Raw genomic sequence first — 18,169 nt, 5'->3', positions numbered from 1 at the left:
AAATCCGACTAGGAATATGCCATGAAAAACATTCAAATTGTACCATAAAAACCCAGTGAGAATCTTCAAAAATGCCCAACGCCGCCAAAAATATTATAAATAAATCGCTTGACAACTTTGCTTGCCAGCCGCTTGATCACGCGCCTGCTAAGCCAATGCTTATCACCACAGGCGAGCCTGCAGGCATTGGTATGGATATTGTGCTAGATGTGATCGATGGTGGCGATTTATCAGAAGGGGTTTGGCTGATCACCGCTGATAAGGCGGCATTCATTGCGCGAGCCAAAGCGCTTATCCAGGCAGGTAAGCTGGTTAAAATACCTGAGTTTTGTGTGATTAATGTGCCTGATAAGATAGGTGACGTGACAGAAGATTGGCTTGCAAGTCAGATAAATTCTACACTCAAAGATCAATCCAATATCAATCACTCAGTGATTATTTTAAATATACCTTGTCATGATGAAGTCATCGCAGGCCAGTTAAATGCTGCCAACGCCCCCATGGTAGAGCGGCAGCTGTATTTGGCGCATCTCTTGGCAAAAACGCATCAGATCGGCGCCATCATCACCGCCCCATTACAAAAATCTGTGATGATTCAAGCAGGGATTCGTCTGGATAATGGGGAGATGTTTAGCGGTCATACCGAATATTTTATGCACAAATCAAGCTGTCACAAAGTTGTGATGATGCTTGCCAATCGCGTGATGAAAGTGGCGCTGGTGACGACACACTTGCCGCTCAAAGCTGTGCCTGATGCCATCACCGCTGATGAAATTAAGGCGACCGTAAGGATTACCCATCAAGGATTGGTTGAACAATTTGGCATCTCATCACCCAAAATTTTAGTTTGTGGTCTCAATCCCCATGCTGGTGAAGAAGGGCATTTGGGTGATGAAGAAATTCGTATCATTAATCCTGCCTTAGAAGATCTGATGTCCCAAGGGATGAACATTTCTTATGCCATGCCTGCTGACACGCTATTTACGCCGCAGCACTTGGCGGACTGCGATGCTGTGATTGCTATGTATCACGATCAAGGTCTTGCGCCGCTTAAGTCGCACGGGTTTGGGGATACGGTGAATATCACCTTAGGCTTGCCTTATGTACGCACATCGGTAGATCATGGGACTGCGCTGGATTTGGCAGGCACAGGCAAAGCATCTAGCAGCAGCCTAAAGCAAGCGATTTTTTATGCTTATAAAATGTCAATGGCTGGCTTTGATTCAGCCTAAACTCACAAAATTCATCACGAAAATTTTCACAATCACTATCGAAACATGATATGATTGTCACAATTTTAATTCAGCTTCAAATCACTGATTATGCATATCATCCCAAAGTCTCCACAGCAAGCCAAGCACGCACCGCGTAAGCGTTTTGGTCAAAATTTTTTACACGATACCAACGTCATCGCTCAGATTGTGACTGCCATTCGATTGGATAGACAGGATAATTTATTGGAAATCGGACCGGGTTTGGGCGCACTGACTGAGCCTTTGCTTGCGGAAGTTGATGGCATGACGGTGATTGAGCTTGACCGAGATTTGGCATCACAGCTTAAGATAAATATTGGCGCCAATAGCCATCCTGATTTTACGATCATCAATGACAATGCCATGCATATCGATTATCGTGCATTAGCGGAGCGCATTGGTAAAGGGGCTTTTCGTGTTGTTGGGAATTTGCCTTATAATATTTCTACACCGATCTTGTTTCGCTTGCTTGAATTTAGTGATGTGATCCAAGATATGCACTTTATGCTCCAAAAAGAAGTGGTAGATCGCATCACTGCCGAGCCTAATTCAAAAGAATACGGCAGGCTGTCAGTCATCATGCAGTATTATTGCCAGTCGGACTATCTGCTCACCGTCCCAAAAGGGGCGTTCAATCCGCCCCCAAAAGTCACCAGTGCGGTTTTTCGTCTAACGCCTTATAAGACCAAGCCCATCACTGCGATGGATGAGTCGGTATTTGCTTTGGTGGTGCGTGAAAGCTTTAATCATCGGCGTAAGACTTTGAGAGCGATTTTTAAGTCCAATGGTCTTTTGCCTACTTTGGATGAAGCAGAGTTTGAGAAAATAGGTATCAGCCCAAGCGCGCGCCCTGAGACGCTGAGCGTGCACGAGTTTGCTTTACTGTCTGACTTAGTCGTCAAAACCCGTCAGTCATCGTCATAAATCACATCATTGCTGAGTATGAATACAGAACGAAAACACTACCGTCATCAATATGTCATCGGTGACCTACAAGGCTGCTTTGGCGCGTTTAATGAATTATTAAGCGCTTTGAATTTTGATGAAACTCAAGACAAGCTTTGGCTTGCAGGCGACATTGTGGCACGCGGCGAAGATTCACTTGCCACTCTTAGAGAAGTAAAACGGCTATCAGACATTGGTGCACTGACCACCGTGCTTGGCAATCATGACATTACCCTGATCGCCACTTGGCGCGGTGTCTTAGCTCCCAAGCCAAAAGACAAGACGCTGCCGATCTTTGAGGCGCCTGACTGCGATGAGCTGCTCAACTGGCTTCGGCAGCAGCCGCTTTTGGTGTTCCCAGATCATAAGACCGTATTAACCCATGCAGGTATTCCACCAAATTGGTCTATCACTGAGGCGGCAGGCTACGCCAAAGAGCTTGAAAAGCAGCTGTCAGGTAGCCTAAGACAGCTAGATCGATTATTGCCAAATCTTTATAGCAAAAAAAGCGAAGAATGGTCGGATGACTTAAATGGCTACCAAAGAATGCGCGCCATAGCTAACTATTTTACCCGCATGCGCCTTTGCACCAAATCAGGGCTGTTAGAGTTTTCTTTCAAAGAATCGCTTGAAGATGACATGCCAATGGATTTTCGCCCTTGGTTTTTGTGGTTTGCGGTGCGCGAAAGACGCATTTTATTTGGGCATTGGGCGGCTTTAAAAGCCGAGGTAGATACCAAATTCGTGCGCGCGCTTGATGGTGGCTGTGTCTGGGGCGGCAAGCTTGTGGCTTATCGGCTCAGTGATGGTGCGGTGATATCCGTGGGTGCTCGCTGTTCGTGATCGTGTGAGATGACAGGGTTGCCAATCACCCGAAATTTCATTTATAATTTAGTGTTTGTTTTAGATTTTATATCTAAATTTTTTAATTTTTTTTAAGTTATGCAGAGGGTATTTATGGCAATCTTAACCATGAAAGAGTTGGATTTGGCAGGCAAGCGCGTGTTAATTCGTGAGGATTTAAATGTCCCTATCAAAGATGGCGTCATCACCAGCGATGTACGACTGCAAGCTGCTTTACCAACCCTAAAAGATGCCATAGCAAAAGGCGCTGCGGTGTTGGTGGCGTCACATTTGGGTCGCCCAACTGAGGGTGAGTCTGACCAAAAATACTCACTGGCGCCTGTTGCTGAATATTTATCAAAGCATTTGGATGCGCCAGTGCGCTTTGAGGCTGAGTATTTGGATGGCGTAGAAGTGGCAGCAGGCGAATTGGTCTTGCTTGAAAATGTACGCTTTAATGTCGGCGAGAAGAAAAATTCTGATGAATTGTCAAAAGCTTATGCCAATCTTTGTGATGTTTTTGTGATGGATGCTTTTGGCACCGCGCACCGCGCTCAGGCATCAACCGAGGGCGTGATTCGTGCCGCCATTGAGCAAGGTAAGCAAGTTTGCTCAGGTAATTTATTAACCGAAGAATTAAATGCCCTGTCAAGAGCCCTTGATAATCCTGCCGCGCCAGTACTTGCGATTGTTGGCGGCTCCAAAGTCTCAACCAAGCTTGATGTGCTGACAAGCCTTGCCCAAAAATGTGATAGTATCGTCGTTGGCGGTGGTATTGCCAATACCTTTTTGGCAGCGACAGGCGTAAATGTGGGTGCTTCTTTGTATGAGCCAGATTTGATTGACACCGCCAAAGAAATCATGAAAAAAACCAATATTTTGTTGCCCTCTGAAGTGGTGGTGGCTGACAAAAACGAGATCGATTTTGATGACTTTTTAGGTTCGCTTGAAAAGGCGAAGGCAACTGTCAAGCCTGTTAATGAACTTGGCAATACGGACATGATTTTGGATATCTCAAAAGCAAGCGCTGATGAGATCGCCAAGCACATTCATGAGGCTGCGACCATTTTATGGAATGGACCTGTGGGCGTTTTTGAAGTGGATAAATTTGGCACAGGGACACAGGTACTATCTATGGCAGTTAAAGATTCGTCAGGCTTTAGCATCGCAGGCGGCGGTGATACATTGGCAGCGATTGATAAATATCAAGTGGCGGATGAGGTCAGTTATCTATCTACAGGCGGCGGTGCTTTTTTAGAGTTTGTGGAGGGTAAAACCCTACCTGCGATTGCGGCGCTTGATTTAGCATCTGCTTAAATGTTCATTTATTATATGTAAACTTAAGGCATTGTTACAAGCTCTGTTATTTTTTGTTGCATTATTAAATTCAGGGCTTGTCAAATGGCGGTCAGCTGACTAAACTAGTGATATTTGGATACTTTAATAACTTCAAAACGCATAAGAGAGAATAACACATGAAAAAAATCTTACCTGCCGCCGCTTTCGCTGTTTTGTTGGCTGCTTGTAGCCAACAAACCCAAGATTCAGCCAGTCAAGCTGCATCATCAGCCGCTGAGGACACCAAAGCAAATACCGCCATTGTCGCCCAAGAAGCAGAAGCGGCGGCACAGGCGACAGGTAGTGCGGTTGAAAATGCTGCAGAGACGGCCTCTAATGCCGCTAAAAACCTTGGTGCAGCTGTTACTGAAGCGACTACTAATGATCAATCTGCCGAAGCCAGAGCACCTGAAGATCAGCAGTATTAATTTGTCCTAATTTTACTGAAAGTCGACCTTTGAGGTCGGCTTTTTTATTGCAATTAACTTGGTGCAAAATCTTAGCTTATGGTATAATCCACCTATATTTTTTATTATTTTTAGGAGACTATTATGGCATTGGTTTCTCTACGCCAATTATTAGATCACGCAGGCGAGCATAGTTATGGTTTGCCCGCGTTTAATGTCAATAACCTAGAGCAAATGCGCGCCATCATGATGGCCGCCGATAAAACCGATTCTCCCGTGATCGTACAAGCTTCTGCAGGTGCGCGCAAATACGCTGGTGCACCATTTTTGCGCCATTTGATTTTATCGGCGATTGAAGAGTGGCCTCACATTCCTGTGGTCATGCATCAGGATCATGGCACCAGTCCTGCGGTTTGTCAGCGCTCCATTCAGTTGGGATTTAGCTCAGTGATGATGGATGGATCATTACGAGAAGACGGTAAGACACCAGCTGATTATGAGTACAATGTCGCGGTAACACGAGAAGTTGTTAAGATGGCACATGCTTGTGGTGTGTCTGTCGAAGGTGAGATCGGTGTGCTTGGTAGTCTTGAGACTGGCATGGCAGGCGAGGAAGATGGTGTGGGCGCCGAAGGTGTCTTGGATCACAGTCAGCTGCTTACTTCTGTAGAAGAAGCGCGCCAATTTGTCGCTGATACGAATGTGGATGCACTTGCCATCGCGGTTGGTACTTCTCATGGTGCTTACAAATTCACTCGCCCACCAACAGGTGATATTTTGGCGATTGACCGTATTAAAGAAATTCACGAAGCTCTGCCAAATACTCATATTGTCATGCATGGCTCAAGCTCAGTCCCTCAAGAGTGGTTAAAAATTATCAACGAAAATGGTGGTAATATTGGCGAAACTTATGGCGTTCCTGTTGAGCAGCTGGTTGAGGCGATCAAGCATGGCGTGCGTAAAATCAATATCGACACCGACTTACGCTTGGCAAGTACAGGCGCAATTCGCAAATTTTTGAATGATCATCCAGCGGAGTTTGATCCGCGCAAATATCTGGCAGCGTCAATGAAGGCGATGGAAGAGATTTGTGTTGCTCGCTACGAAGCTTTCGGTGCTGCAGGTAACGCAAGCAAGATTCGCCCAATCAGCTTAGAAAAAATGGTTGATTATTATCAATGATCGGTATGATCTCAGGTCAGGTGCAGTACCTTAATGCACCTGTAGCTTGTATTATGACGTCAAGTGGTGTGGGTTACGAGATCGAGTTTCCCATACCTAGCTTTTGTCAGCTGACCATTGGTGCGCAGACTGCCATCTATGTACATCATCATGTCCGCGAAGATGCCATGAACTTGTTTGGCTTTGTGGATCGTCATGATCGTGATATTTTTAGAAAACTTATCAAAATCAACGGCGTCGGTGCTAAAATGGCGTTGGCAATGCTGTCAACCCTGAGCGCCGCCGAGATCAAACATGCCGTTGAAACAGATTATGATGCAGCTTTGGTGCGTGTGCCTGGTATTGGCAAAAAAACTGCTCAGCGTATTTTGCTTGATTTGAAAGGTAAGCTTAATGAGTTTGGGGAAATGCAGCCAATGACAGCAGAAGGCTTATTTGACAAATCTGCCGATAACTCCATGCTGATCATTGCTGAAGTTGAAAGCGCTTTGATGAATTTGGGCTATAAAGAAAAAGAAGCGCAAGCAGCCATCAAAAATGCTCAATCCGATGAGATCAACAATACTTCTGATCTACTAAAAGCAGCACTGCGTCAGCTTTCGGGATTTTAAAGATATAAAGCATAAAAAACCAGCCGCATCATTTGGCTGATTTTTTATTAGTCATCGATAGATAGCATAGATAATAAAGCTTGCATGCTGGCGGATCGAGTCAAATTGGGATTGGTAACCAAACCTAAATGCCTTTGAAGCTCGATATTTTCTGCCATATCAATTTTGATCAAGTCCTGGTTAATCAGCGTTTCGGGTAATACTGACCAGCCCAAGCCGACCGAAACAAGCATACGAATGGACTCCAGAGGATTGGTGCTCATGGTCGCATATGGGCGCAAATTATGCTTGGCAAATTCAGCCAAAGTGATCTGACTGGTGAAGGTATTGGCAGCTGGCAAAATCGCTGGATAATGCGCCAACTGAAGTAAGCTGACCTTGGATTTTTGAGCCAAAGGGCTAAGCGTGCCTGTCACAAAATATAAAGGATCGCTCCATAGGGTATGATAATTTAGGCGTCGATCATAGGTCGGTGGTAGTGTCAAAAAAGCCAAAGAGATTTCACCTTCAAGCACTGCCTTATGAGCTTCTTCAGAATCAACAAACCGAACTTCAAGCTGAACCGCCGGATAGGTCTGAATAAATCTTTTGAGCACCGGCGCAAGGTGGTGAAGTCCAATATGATGACTGGTACCAATCACCAATCGACCAGAAGCGACTTCTTTGGCGTGCTGCAAGCTTGCCTTACAGGCTTCGTAGTCATCAAGCCATCGCCGCACAAAAGGAAGTAAATCATGCGCAGCAGCCGTTGGGATGATGCTGCGACCAACGGTATCAAACAACACCGTCCCAAATTCATCTTCCAGATTTTTAATGCGCTTACTCACGGCAGGCTGCGTGATATAAAGCTTTTCGGCAGCACCAGAGATGCTACCTGTCTGCATGACTGCTACAAAAGTAGCAAGATTTGTGGTATTCATCGCTTAACCCAACATATCAATAAATGTCAGCATATTGCTGTGTTAATATTAGCTTAATATATTCCAAAAAGTTTTGCAATAAAAATTTTAAGGAATGATTAATGTCAAGCTTCAGCGATCAAGGATTATTCATTATAAAAATCATTGGCTTTATATAAAAGCATTAATAAAGAAGCATAGCAAAAAATGCTGATCAAACATAACACCAAAAATGCCAAACCAGTGCGATCGATCGAGCCTGTGGCGCTAAATGGATTGTAAATCACGCCGTCGCCCCAAAATAGCCAATTAATCAAAATTTGGCATAAAAAACCAATCAAGCAGAGTCTTACGATGACTTTTTCCGAACGCACGCCATGACGACGAGTGATATATAAGCCGACCGATAAAATAAAGAAAAATATCACTGCCGAAACAAAGTAGATGAGCACAGTTTGACTCCTAATAAAGCACACTATGGCTAATAATATACCGATCAATTGTTATTACCTAAATTAACAAAAATTTACCAAATGTACAATAACTAAGTGATGAATATTCTTAGACGGTCAAATTAATCATTCCAAAAAGTTTTCAAATTTATAAAAAATATAAATTATTATTATTAATTATCTTTTGCTATAATTTTGATTATCAATTAAACTGAGTGGCATTGGCAGCTACATAGCCACCGCATCACTTAGGTGTATTAATAAAGGCTTTTAGCCAGTGGATTTGGAGAATAAACTATGGCAGGCAAAACCCTATACGATAAACTTTGGGATGATCACTTGGTCAAGCAGCGTGATGACGGCTCATCACTGATTTATATTGACCGTCAGCTTTTGCATGAAGTGACATCACCACAGGCTTTTGAAGGTTTACAGTTGGCAAATCGTAAGCCGTGGCGTCTGTCGGCGAATATCGCCACTCCTGACCATAATGTGCCCACTTCCAAAAAAGAGCGTGAACAAGGCATTGACGGCATCAAAGATGAAACTTCGCGCATTCAAGTGCAAACGCTTGATGATAATTGCAACACCTTTAATATCGTAGAATTTGGCATCAATGACATTCGCCAAGGTATCGTGCACGTTGTAGGGCCAGAGCAGGGCTTGACCTTACCAGGCATGACTGTGGTCTGCGGTGATAGCCATACTGCCACGCATGGGGCGTTGGGCTGCTTGGCTCATGGCATTGGCACATCAGAAGTAGAGCACGTACTTGCCACACAGTGCTTGGTCGCCAAAAAAATGAAAAACATGCTTGTGCGTGTGGACGGCAAATTGGGTAAGGGCGTAACGCCAAAAGATGTGGTGCTTGCCATTATCGGTAAAATCGGTACAGCAGGCGGTACGGGCTATGCCATTGAATTTGGCGGTCAGGTGTTTCGCGACATGTCCATAGAAGGGCGGATGACCGTGTGTAATATGGCAATCGAAGGCGGTGCACGTGTCGGCTTGGTGGCGGTGGATGATAAGACCATTGACTATGTCAAAGACCGACCTTATGCCCCCACAGGCGACAACTGGGAAAAGGCGGTCAGCTACTGGAATACCTTGCATTCTGATGAAGATGCTTATTTTGATACTGTGATTGTGATGAATGGCGAAGACATTGAGCCACAAGTATCATGGGGTACATCGCCTGAAATGGTCATTGCCGTTACCCAAAATGTACCAACCCTTGAACAAGCAAAAGACGACGTACAGCGTAATGACTGGACACGAGCCTATGAGTATATGGGTCTGACGGCAGGACAGGCATTGGCGGATATCAAGCTTGACCGTGTGTTCATCGGCTCATGCACCAACTCACGCATCGAAGACATCCGAGCTGCTGCTGATGTGGTCAAAGGTCGCAAGGTGGCAAGCAGTGTCAAGCAAGCAATGATTGTGCCAGGTTCAGGACTGGTCAAGCAGCAAGCCGAAAGTGAAGGTTTGGATAAAATCTTCCTTGATGCAGGGTTTGAATGGCGAGAGCCAGGCTGCTCTATGTGTCTTGCCATGAATGCTGATAAACTTGAACCCCAAGAGCACTGTGCCAGCACATCTAACCGCAATTTTGAAGGTCGCCAAGGTAATGGCGGACGCACGCACTTGGTGTCGCCTGCCATGGCAGCGGCAGCAGCGATTGCAGGGCATTTTGTGGATGTGCGGTCGTTTTAGTGTCTAAATAAGTTTAGGATACTTAATCACGGGTTAAAAATTGGTCATTTGGCATGAAATGCTTATGTAAGCCAATGTTATGATAATTCATAAGCGCATCAGTGCATCCATACCGCTGATTTAATGTATCAATATAACCGTCTTTTGGAGAAAAATAATGGAAAAATACACCACCGAAATTGGCATCGTTGCCCCACTTGACCGTGCCAATGTGGACACCGATTTGATTATCCCCAAGCAGTTTTTAAAATCCATCAAACGCACAGGCTTTGGCGATAATTTATTTGATGAATTACGCTACCTTGATGAAGGCTATTTGGGTCAAGACATCTCAAAACGCCCAAAAAATCCCGACTTTGTCCTAAACCAAGAACGCTATCAGGGAGCAACCATTTTACTGGCTCGCAGTAATTTTGGCTGTGGGTCTAGCCGTGAGCATGCCCCTTGGGCATTAAATGAATTTGGATTTCGCACGGTGATTGCCCCAAGTTTTGCCGATATTTTTTATAATAATAGCTTTAAAAATGGCATGCTCCCTGTGATACTCACTGAGAGCGAAGTGGATGAGCTGTTCAATGAATGCTTTGAGACTGTCGGCTATGAGCTCACGGTGGATTTACAAAACCAAAAAGTGCTGACACCAAGCGGTCAAGAATTTACCTTTGAAGTGGACGCATTTAGAAAGCATTGCTTATTAAATGGTTTAGATGATATTGGTTTGACCTTACAAGACAGTGATGATATCAAAGCCTTTGAAGAAAAGGCTAAGCAAGAAAGACCGTGGGTGTTTAGGGAGTTAAAGGAATAGATAATGAGCCATTTTTCAGCAATTGGATTTTTGGTAAATACAGATGATGATATCAATCAATTGATTGGTAAAATCTTACCATTAGCAAAACATCATAGCACACAACAAAATTTAAGCTATTTGCGTTATACCGACCCAAGTGGAGCAGAAATTTGGCTTTGTGGCAATAATGACAATCAAGAAATTGTCAATGTTGTACCTTGTTTTTCATCTAAAACATCACAAAAATTTGGTATTAATCATATTTTGCCTATTGAAGATGGGCAGTTTGGCGATGGCATGGCTCATGGTTGGTTGAATGCGCATGAATATGATGATGAGGAAGGTTGGTGCGATGGTAATTATCCGCTAGTCATTGAACTACCAAATTATCTGGATTATCAAGACGATGATAAAATCCATACCGCTTATTTAACCTTATTTGCCGAAGATGTTGATATTTTTGATGATGAAAATGCTTTTGATAAATGGCAAAAGCAACATGGTGGAGAGTTTGGTTTTAGTTCAGAGTTTTTTGGACCAAGCGGAATGTTTACTGATGATGAACATAGCGAGCAGACTGCCATTGTCTTAGCAAGTTTAACAGTAATTGAAGCTCAAAAACGTACCAATACAATAAGTAATCGTGATTTTTATTGGTGCCGTGCAAGTACTTATGGTGGTGAGTATGAGGCTGTTTTTGACCTTGATATGTTTGATGATGTGCCAAAAGTAGGTAATATTATCTTTGGTAATTATTGGATTACAGGGCGTTTTGAATAATTTTATGGAGAAATATCATGACCAAAAAAATCGCAATCCTAAACGGCGACGGTATCGGACCTGAAATCGTCGCCCAAGCCGTCAAAGTGTTAGATAAACTCATTGAGCAAGGGCTTGATGTGTCTTACGAATACGGCAAATTGGGCGGTGAAGCCTATGATGCTTATGGTTCGCCATATCCTAGTGAGACCCAAGAGCTGTGCCAAAAGGCGGATGCGGTGCTTTTGGGAGCGGTGGGTAGCCCACAATACGACAGCTTGGAGCGAAGCGTGCGTCCTGAGCGTGGCTTACTTGCGATTCGTAAGGATTTGAATTTATTTGCCAATTTGCGTCCTGCCATTTTGTACAAAGAGCTGGCGGGTGCTTCTACCTTAAAGCCTGAAATTGTTGCAGGTTTGGATATTTTGATTGTCCGTGAACTGACAGGCGACATTTATTTTGGTGAGCCTAGGGGTATTCGTACGCTTGATAACGGCGAGCGTGAAGGCTTTAACACCATGAAATACAGCGAGAGTGAGATTCGCCGCATCGCCAAAGTGTCGTTTGAAGCTGCCCAAAAGCGAAATAAAAAACTGTGCAGCGTGGATAAAGCCAATGTACTAGAAACTACCGAGCTTTGGAAAGAGATTTTTACAGAAGTGGGCAAAGAGTATCCTGATGTTGAGCTTAGCCACATGTATGTGGATAATGCCGCCATGCAACTGGTCAAAAATCCCAAGCAGTTTGATGTGATTGCCACAGGCAATATCTTTGGCGATATTTTATCCGACCAAGCATCAATGCTGACAGGCTCTATCGGCATGCTACCGTCAGCAAGTCTCAACGAAACTGGCAAGGGTTTATATGAGCCTAGCCACGGCTCAGCCCCTGACATTGCAGGGCAGGACAAAGCCAATCCATTGGCGACCATTTTGTCGCTTGCCATGCTCGTCAGATACAGCCTAAACGATGAACAGCGTGCAGGGCAGATAGAGCAGGCGGTGCAAAAAGTGCTAGAAAAAGGCTATCGCACAGGGGATATTTATGAAGACGGCACGACGCTCGTGTCTTGTTCACAGATGGGCGATGAGGTGGTGGCTGTGCTGTGATCATGGATAAGCAAATGAATCATTGGATAAAAATCATACCTGCTTGTCTCATACTGGCAGCTTGTTCTAAGCTGCCAGTCGCAGCCGCGGATCCAGAAGCTAAGAGCATTAAAGACTTTCAAGCGGTGGAGCTAGACTATACTCTGCCTGATGATGTCTTGTCCGTCTGTCAGCCACAAACTGAGGCTCAGTCATCTGATCTGACATCAGAGCACGAATCGGTGATTGGCTGCCCATCGATTGATATTCAATTGGTATCACTGGAACCTAAATGGATTCAAGATTCGCTTAATTTTTATATCACTCAAGATCATAATCCTGAACGCATCAAATTTCGCCGCCATTTGGATACTTTTGCCCGCGAATCTATGCATGACAATTTTGTTATGCCGTATTATCAGAGTGTAGAACCGCAATTTGTTGGCATGCATGGCACCCTGGCTCAGTTTGCCGTCTTGGATGATATGTATTTGGGCGGTGCACATGGCATGCAGACGACCACTTATTATATCTATGATTTGGCGCTCGGTACACAGATCAGCCTTTATGATCTTGAGATTCAATCTTATGATAAAGAGGCGGGTCGGCTGTATGAGCTGACTGAAGCGGCGTATGATCGGTATTTGTACGCCCACCGAGCTGACATTGGCGATCCTGAGGAGTATAAAGAAACTTATCCATTAGAGTATACGGATAATTTTTATTTCAACGATCAAGGTTTGGTGCTGTATTACAATCCTTATGTATTAAGCCCTTATGCGATGGGACCTGTTGAGCTGATCATTCCTTTTGTTGATCTTGAGGGTGTGCTAAGAGCAGAATATTTACCACCGTTTGATTAATCAATAAAGGCCTGTATTAACAGGTCTTTATTTGGGTAAAATCAATCGAAGCTCACGATCAAAAAATCGCCGAATCACAAATACTGCCGACAAAGTACACGATATGGCGCTGCTTGCACATATCAAAAACATCGTCACAATCTGATATCGCACCGCTTGGGTAGGATCGGCGCCTGCCAAGATTTGACCTGTCATCATGCCAGGTAAGCTCACCAATCCCACAACCATCATCGAATTAATCGTAGGCATCATACCACCGCTGACTGAAGAGATGATGGCATGGTGGCAGGCTTCATAAGGCGTCGCACTGAGCGCCAATAGCGTGCGAATTTGATCCTGATGATCATGCAGATGATCGATCAGGCGTCCCGTGGTCAAAGAAATGGCAGTCAAAGAATTTCCCAAAATCAGCCCCGATATCGGGATGATGTACTGCGGTGAGTACCAAGGCGTCACTTGTAAAATGATCAGCATGGCGATCAGCGTCACCCCAAATGCCGCCACCCCAAGCGATAATAAAGTATCAATCAGCAAGCCTGGATAGGGTCTTTTGATGCGGTTTTTGGCGGAGATGGCGGCAGTCAGCGTCATGATTGATAAGATACCAAGCACCTCATACCAACTTTCTTTGGCGAATATCCATGCCAAGATCAGCCCAATCAAGCTAAGCTGCGCCACTGTACGCACCGCTGCAATCATCAGGGTTTTGGCAAGCCCAAGCTTCAGCCAAAGCGATATGCCAATGGCTATCAACACAAGTAATGCTGAGATACCAACATCTGTTAGGCTGAGTATCACAGTTTTGACCCTTCAGTGATCAGCATACCGTCTTTTACCCACCAACTAATAGCAGACAGCGCCATCGCTTGATGCGGCTGATGACTTACCCAAATGACCGCGCGATCAGGCTGATCAGATACCCAGTCATTGACACAGTCTATGAGCTTGGCAGCGGTATTTTCGTCAAGAGCAGCGGTCGGCTCATCTAAGAGTAAAAGTGCAGGACTAAGCTGCAAAGTACGCAAAAAATGTACAATTTGGCGCTCACCGCCTGACAGCGTATGGATATTTTGATTTAAAAACTCTGCCGTCTTGCCAAATCTGCCGAGCTGAGAGATGTGCCAGTTTTGATCAAACACTTTATCCTGATGCTGCTTGAAAGTCAAAGGCAGCTTCAAATTATCCATCACCGTCTCAGCGATCATGACAGGCGTTTGGGTGATCAGCGCCACTTTTTCACGCCACAACAGCGGATCGCTTGAGCAAGACAGGGTTTGATTGGGTAAATACAGCACAGCATCCCCATCATGTGGCAGCTGACCTGCCAAAGCCGATAAAAATAACGACTTGCCAGACCCTGAAGCGCCCATTAGGATAATTTTTTGTCCAGCCTTGATACTGCCTTTGGCTTGATGAAGTAGGGTGCGAGTCTGATCTGGTGTGCTGATATGGATATTTAGGCGATCAAAAATAAATAAAGCCATATTAAGCGCTCTTGGCCGCGCTCATCAGCGTATGAATAAAATTTTCTGGCAGGCGCTGAGGGCGGATTGTTTTTCTGTCATTGATGACGCAAGCCAAAGTAATCGTCGCCGTGGTGGCAGGCTTGTCTTGATTGGGGCGATAAATGCTTTGGCGCACAACTAAGCTGGCTGGTCTGATGCGCACTTCATCCACCGTTACCGTCAGCTCATCATCAACCAGTAAAGGCGTGTGATACGCCAAATCCGCTTGACTCACCACAAAATGCACAGCTTGTTTTGATCCTGACTTGGCATCATCTAGGCTTAAAAAATAGCCATCATAACCTAGCGTCGTCAGCCAGTCGCGTCGGCAATTTTCAAAAAACACCAAATGATTGGCGTGATAGACGATACCGCCAGCGTCAGTGTGATTGATATACACTTTATAAGTTTTTTGAAAATTTACCATAACTCCGCCAAAATTATCCAAACCACGAGCTCAATAAAGCGTTCATTCTGCCAATCATTGTACACCGTTTGATGAGCGCTTGCCAACATTGGACTTGGGATTTAATAGTGTAAGGATGGATAAAGTTCACAAAATCTCATCAAAAATTGTTACAATACCAAATCATCAAAATGATTTAAAAATTTAAAAAGAGTGAGTGATGACGACATTTGTCAGTTTTAATATTAATGGGCTTCGCGCAAGACCACATCAGCTTGAGGCGGTCAGAGACATTTTGGGTGCTGATATTATTGGCCTGCAAGAAACCAAAGTGCATGATGCGCTTTTTCCAGCGAAAATGGTGCAGGATTTGGGCTATCATGTAGAGTTTTTTGGTCAAAAAGCGCATTATGGCGTGGCATTGGCGTCCAAGATTGCCCCGGTATTTGTCCAAAAAGGCTTTCCTTTTGGGGATGATGACGCGCAGCGCCGATTGATCCACGCGCGCTATGATTTTGATGGGCGAAGTATTGATGTGCTAAACGGATATTTCCCCCAAGGTGAAAATCGTAGCCATGAGATCAAATTTCCCATGAAACGGGAATTTTATGCCGATCTTAATCGCTATATTGATGAGCTCAAGGCTGATGGTCGTGAGCTGATCATCATGGGAGATATGAATATCTCACCACAGGACATTGATGTGGGGATCGGTGAAGCCAATGCCAAGCGCTGGCTTGCCAAAGGGACTTGTTCATTTTTGCCTGAAGAGCGTGTGTGGTATCAGACGCTCATGTCCACAGGCTTGACGGATACTTATCGCTTATTTCGTCCAGAGGCTCAGGATGAGTTTAGTTGGTTTGATTATCGCTCGCGCGGATTTGAGGATACGCCTAAGCGCGGGCTGCGCATTGACCATATTTTATGTACAGATGCCCTAAAAAATGACTGCGTGGCAGCAGGTATCAGCTACGATATCCGAGCGATGGATAAGCCATCAGATCATGCACCTATTTGGGCGAAATTTAATCTATAACACTCTTACATCAAAAAACATCAAGCCAAGCTCGATTGGCTTGATAAAACTGATCAACTTAAGGAGAAAGATCGTGGCAGTCGGTGACATCAGCATTCCAACACAGATTTTTAATATTGACGGCGTCAAAATGGGTACAGCAAAGGCGCATGTGCGCTATGCTGATCGCCGTGATGTGACGGTCTTTGAGATCGCCAAAGGTGCTTGCGTGTCAGTGGTAACTACCCAAAATCAGTTTTGTGCCGCGCCTGTGCAGGTGCTTCGTCAGCATTTTGAACAGACTGTGCCTGAGTATCTTTTGATTAATACAGGTAATGCCAATGCTGCTACAGGCGAGGATGGGTATCAGCGCGCGCTATCGACTTGCCAAGCGCTTGCCCAAAAAACAGGCGTATCAGCTGAATCGGTTTTACCATTTTCAACGGGTGTGATTGGTGAGACGCTGCCGAGTGATCGGATTATCGCAGGGCTTGATACTGCTTTGGCGGATTTGGCGCCTGATCACTGGCTGGATGCTGCGCATGCCATCTGTACAACAGACACCATCCCAAAACTGGCAAGCAGTTCGATCAGTATTGATGGCGTGACTTATCATTTTACAGGCATCTCAAAAGGTGCAGGCATGATTCGCCCAAATATGGCAACCATGCTGGCTTTTGTGGCAACTGATGCTGCTATTGATCAAAAGCTGTTGGATGATATGCTGATCAAAATTACCAATGCTTCGTTTAATCGCATCACCATTGATGGCGACACATCGACCAATGACTGCTGCACACTGATCGCCACAGGCAAAACGGGCGCACTCATTGACACCACCGACCATCCGCACTATCAAGCCATTTTTGAAGCTTTGCAGGCGGTATTCATCCGATTGGCGACTTTGATTGTTCGGGACGGCGAGGGGGCTACCAAGTTTATCACGGTTAAGGTCACTGGCGGCGCTAACACTCAAGAATGTGCCGATGTCGCTTATTCAGTGGCGCATTCGCCGCTGGTGAAGACGGCGTTTTTTGCTTCTGATCCAAACTGGGGGCGTATTTTGGCAGCTGTTGGCAAAGCAGGCTTTGAATTTGATCAAAGCCAAGTCAATGTATCGCTGGATGAAGTGAATATCTGCCAGCGTGGCGGATTGGCACCTGAGTATACCGAAGCAGCTGGTCAGGCGGTGATGCAGCGCCCTGAGATCACCATTCACATTGAACTTGGGCGCGGCGAGGCGAGCGACACAGTTTATACCTGTGATTTGTCGCATGAATATGTCACAATCAATGCCGATTACCGCTCTTAAGGTCGATACAGGCTGATTTTGATTGACTTATAATAAAAATGGCTTATCAGTGTGATAAGCCATTTTTGATGAGTTATTTTACCAAGCCTGAAATGGTCTTAAAGGCAGGTTCTTCAGAGGATCTTAATAATTCAAATAAAATCGCCTCAGTGGTCGTCACTGCAGCACCAGCACGGCGCATACGGCGGATGGCTTGTTTTTTATCATAAGGATTTCGGCTGCCTACAGCGTCAGCGACAATGACAGGCTGCATGCCATTGTCCAATAAATCCAGTGCTGTTTGAAGTACGCACACATGTGCCTCAATACCAAACAAAAGCACAATGCGACGGTTTTGCTGCAAAATATGCGCCCAAGATGGTGGGTTATCACATACGCTGAAGCTTTTTTTCTCAAAGCTTTTACGATTGGTGTCATTTAATAAGCCGTAAAGCTTGTCAATGGTCTCACCCAATCCTTTTTTGTACTGTTCATTAAGCATGACAGGCACGCCTAAAGCTTGCAATCCTTGAATGAGCACTGCCATTTTCTGAGTGATTGCCTCATGCTCAAAGATGTGCGGTGTCAGTTTTTCTTGCACATCAATCATCAAGGCTTGTACATCATCACGTAGAATACGATACGGTACCGAAAATGTCCTAGTCGCCATCACAAACTCCTTTTTTATCTGTGCTAATGAACTTAGCTACGCTTAAGGTTTTGAAGAATTTTAAGTCATCATAACAGGTTTTTTGACGCTTGCCAAATGTTTATCCTTGCGAAGCGGCGCCAAAAATTTGGCAAAA

The 18,169-nt window shown here is 44.9% G+C and carries 20 protein-coding genes; 14 read left to right on the top strand and 6 right to left on the bottom strand.

Features of this window, described 5'->3' with window-relative positions; genetic code table 11:
- The first annotated feature begins 71 nt into the window (after positions 1-71).
- From pdxA to ruvA, 7 genes are all read left to right on the top strand, one after another.
- Positions 72-1,232: a 4-hydroxythreonine-4-phosphate dehydrogenase PdxA gene (pdxA, locus tag U0021_RS00630; RefSeq protein WP_114800213.1), complete on the top strand. Its 1,161-nt coding sequence runs from the start codon at positions 72-74 to the stop codon at positions 1,230-1,232.
- A gap of 90 nt (positions 1,233-1,322) precedes the next feature.
- Positions 1,323-2,177 (top strand): 16S rRNA (adenine(1518)-N(6)/adenine(1519)-N(6))-dimethyltransferase RsmA, encoded by an 855-nt coding sequence (rsmA, locus tag U0021_RS00625; protein ID WP_114800214.1) that lies wholly within the window; start codon positions 1,323-1,325, stop codon positions 2,175-2,177.
- An 18-nt stretch (positions 2,178-2,195) separates the two neighbouring features.
- Positions 2,196-3,041: a symmetrical bis(5'-nucleosyl)-tetraphosphatase gene (locus U0021_RS00620; RefSeq protein WP_114800215.1), complete on the top strand. Its 846-nt coding sequence runs from the start codon at positions 2,196-2,198 to the stop codon at positions 3,039-3,041.
- A gap of 114 nt (positions 3,042-3,155) precedes the next feature.
- Positions 3,156-4,358: a phosphoglycerate kinase gene (locus tag U0021_RS00615; protein WP_114800216.1), complete on the top strand. Its 1,203-nt coding sequence runs from the start codon at positions 3,156-3,158 to the stop codon at positions 4,356-4,358.
- Positions 4,359-4,516: 158 nt separating this feature from the next.
- Positions 4,517-4,807 (top strand): hypothetical protein, encoded by a 291-nt coding sequence (locus tag U0021_RS00610; RefSeq protein ID WP_049237591.1) that lies wholly within the window; start codon positions 4,517-4,519, stop codon positions 4,805-4,807.
- Positions 4,808-4,930: 123 nt separating this feature from the next.
- Positions 4,931-5,968 (top strand): class II fructose-bisphosphate aldolase, encoded by a 1,038-nt coding sequence (gene fba / locus U0021_RS00605; protein WP_114800217.1) that lies wholly within the window; start codon positions 4,931-4,933, stop codon positions 5,966-5,968.
- Complete coding sequence (gene ruvA, locus U0021_RS00600) at positions 5,965-6,579, top strand: Holliday junction branch migration protein RuvA (RefSeq protein WP_049237589.1); 615 nt, start codon at positions 5,965-5,967, stop codon at positions 6,577-6,579. Before fba ends, ruvA begins: the two co-directional genes overlap by 4 nt.
- Positions 6,580-6,626: 47 nt before the next feature.
- On the opposite strand, the gene U0021_RS00595 is transcribed toward ruvA, so the two are convergent.
- Positions 6,627-7,499 carry a LysR family transcriptional regulator gene (locus U0021_RS00595; protein WP_064611891.1) on the bottom strand — a complete coding sequence of 291 codons (873 nt, stop codon included), beginning with the start codon at positions 7,497-7,499 and terminating at the stop codon, positions 6,627-6,629.
- A gap of 125 nt (positions 7,500-7,624) precedes the next feature.
- The gene (locus tag U0021_RS00590) at positions 7,625-7,930 is read right to left on the bottom strand and encodes a hypothetical protein (protein ID WP_114800218.1); all 306 of its coding nucleotides are present in this window, start codon (positions 7,928-7,930) and stop codon (positions 7,625-7,627) included.
- A 297-nt stretch (positions 7,931-8,227) separates the two neighbouring features.
- On the opposite strand from U0021_RS00590, the gene leuC reads away from it, so the two are divergent.
- The 5 genes from leuC (at position 8,228) to U0021_RS00565 (ending at position 13,146) form a co-directional block, all read left to right on the top strand.
- Entirely contained in the window at positions 8,228-9,646 is a 1,419-nt protein-coding gene (gene leuC / locus U0021_RS00585; protein ID WP_114800219.1) for a 3-isopropylmalate dehydratase large subunit, read from the top strand.
- Between the two features lie 157 nt (positions 9,647-9,803).
- Positions 9,804-10,454, top strand: a complete 651-nt coding sequence (gene leuD / locus U0021_RS00580; RefSeq protein ID WP_114800220.1) for a 3-isopropylmalate dehydratase small subunit — start codon at positions 9,804-9,806, stop codon at positions 10,452-10,454.
- A 3-nt stretch (positions 10,455-10,457) separates the two neighbouring features.
- A complete protein-coding gene (locus U0021_RS00575) occupies positions 10,458-11,216 on the top strand; it encodes a hypothetical protein (RefSeq protein ID WP_114800221.1) in 759 nt (252 codons plus the stop codon).
- Between the two features lie 17 nt (positions 11,217-11,233).
- Complete coding sequence (leuB, locus tag U0021_RS00570; RefSeq protein ID WP_114800222.1) at positions 11,234-12,304, top strand: 3-isopropylmalate dehydrogenase; 1,071 nt, start codon at positions 11,234-11,236, stop codon at positions 12,302-12,304.
- A gap of 14 nt (positions 12,305-12,318) precedes the next feature.
- Entirely contained in the window at positions 12,319-13,146 is an 828-nt protein-coding gene (locus U0021_RS00565; protein WP_162816799.1) for an RsiV family protein, read from the top strand.
- A gap of 27 nt (positions 13,147-13,173) precedes the next feature.
- Here the strand turns inward: U0021_RS00565 and U0021_RS00560 are convergent, their stop codons facing one another.
- From U0021_RS00560 to U0021_RS00550, 3 genes are read right to left on the bottom strand one after another with little or no spacing between them, the layout of a single operon-like run.
- Complete coding sequence (locus U0021_RS00560) at positions 13,174-13,944, bottom strand: ABC transporter permease (protein WP_114800224.1); 771 nt, start codon at positions 13,942-13,944, stop codon at positions 13,174-13,176.
- Positions 13,941-14,630 (bottom strand): ABC transporter ATP-binding protein, encoded by a 690-nt coding sequence (locus U0021_RS00555; RefSeq protein WP_114800225.1) that lies wholly within the window; start codon positions 14,628-14,630, stop codon positions 13,941-13,943. The genes U0021_RS00560 and U0021_RS00555 overlap by 4 nt, the downstream gene beginning before the upstream one ends.
- Position 14,631: 1 nt before the next feature.
- Entirely contained in the window at positions 14,632-15,078 is a 447-nt protein-coding gene (locus U0021_RS00550) for a thioesterase family protein (protein WP_078256345.1), read from the bottom strand.
- A gap of 199 nt (positions 15,079-15,277) precedes the next feature.
- On the opposite strand from U0021_RS00550, the gene xthA reads away from it, so the two are divergent.
- Both xthA and argJ read left to right on the top strand, forming a co-directional pair.
- The gene (gene xthA / locus U0021_RS00545) at positions 15,278-16,093 is read left to right on the top strand and encodes an exodeoxyribonuclease III (RefSeq protein WP_114800226.1); all 816 of its coding nucleotides are present in this window, start codon (positions 15,278-15,280) and stop codon (positions 16,091-16,093) included.
- 73 nt (positions 16,094-16,166) lie between these two features.
- Positions 16,167-17,384 (top strand): bifunctional glutamate N-acetyltransferase/amino-acid acetyltransferase ArgJ, encoded by a 1,218-nt coding sequence (argJ, locus tag U0021_RS00540; protein ID WP_114800227.1) that lies wholly within the window; start codon positions 16,167-16,169, stop codon positions 17,382-17,384.
- Positions 17,385-17,457: 73 nt separating this feature from the next.
- Here argJ and U0021_RS00535 read toward each other — a convergent pair whose 3' ends face one another.
- On the bottom strand, positions 17,458-18,033 hold the full coding sequence (locus U0021_RS00535; RefSeq protein ID WP_114800228.1) for an isochorismatase family protein: 576 nt from the start codon (positions 18,031-18,033) through the stop codon (positions 17,458-17,460).
- Between the last annotated feature and the right edge of the window lie 136 nt (positions 18,034-18,169).

The organism is Moraxella canis (assembly GCF_034424565.1).
Lineage (GTDB): Bacteria > Pseudomonadota > Gammaproteobacteria > Pseudomonadales > Moraxellaceae > Moraxella > Moraxella canis.
Note: the sequence above shows the minus strand (reverse complement) of the source record. Positions and strands in the feature narration are given on the sequence as shown.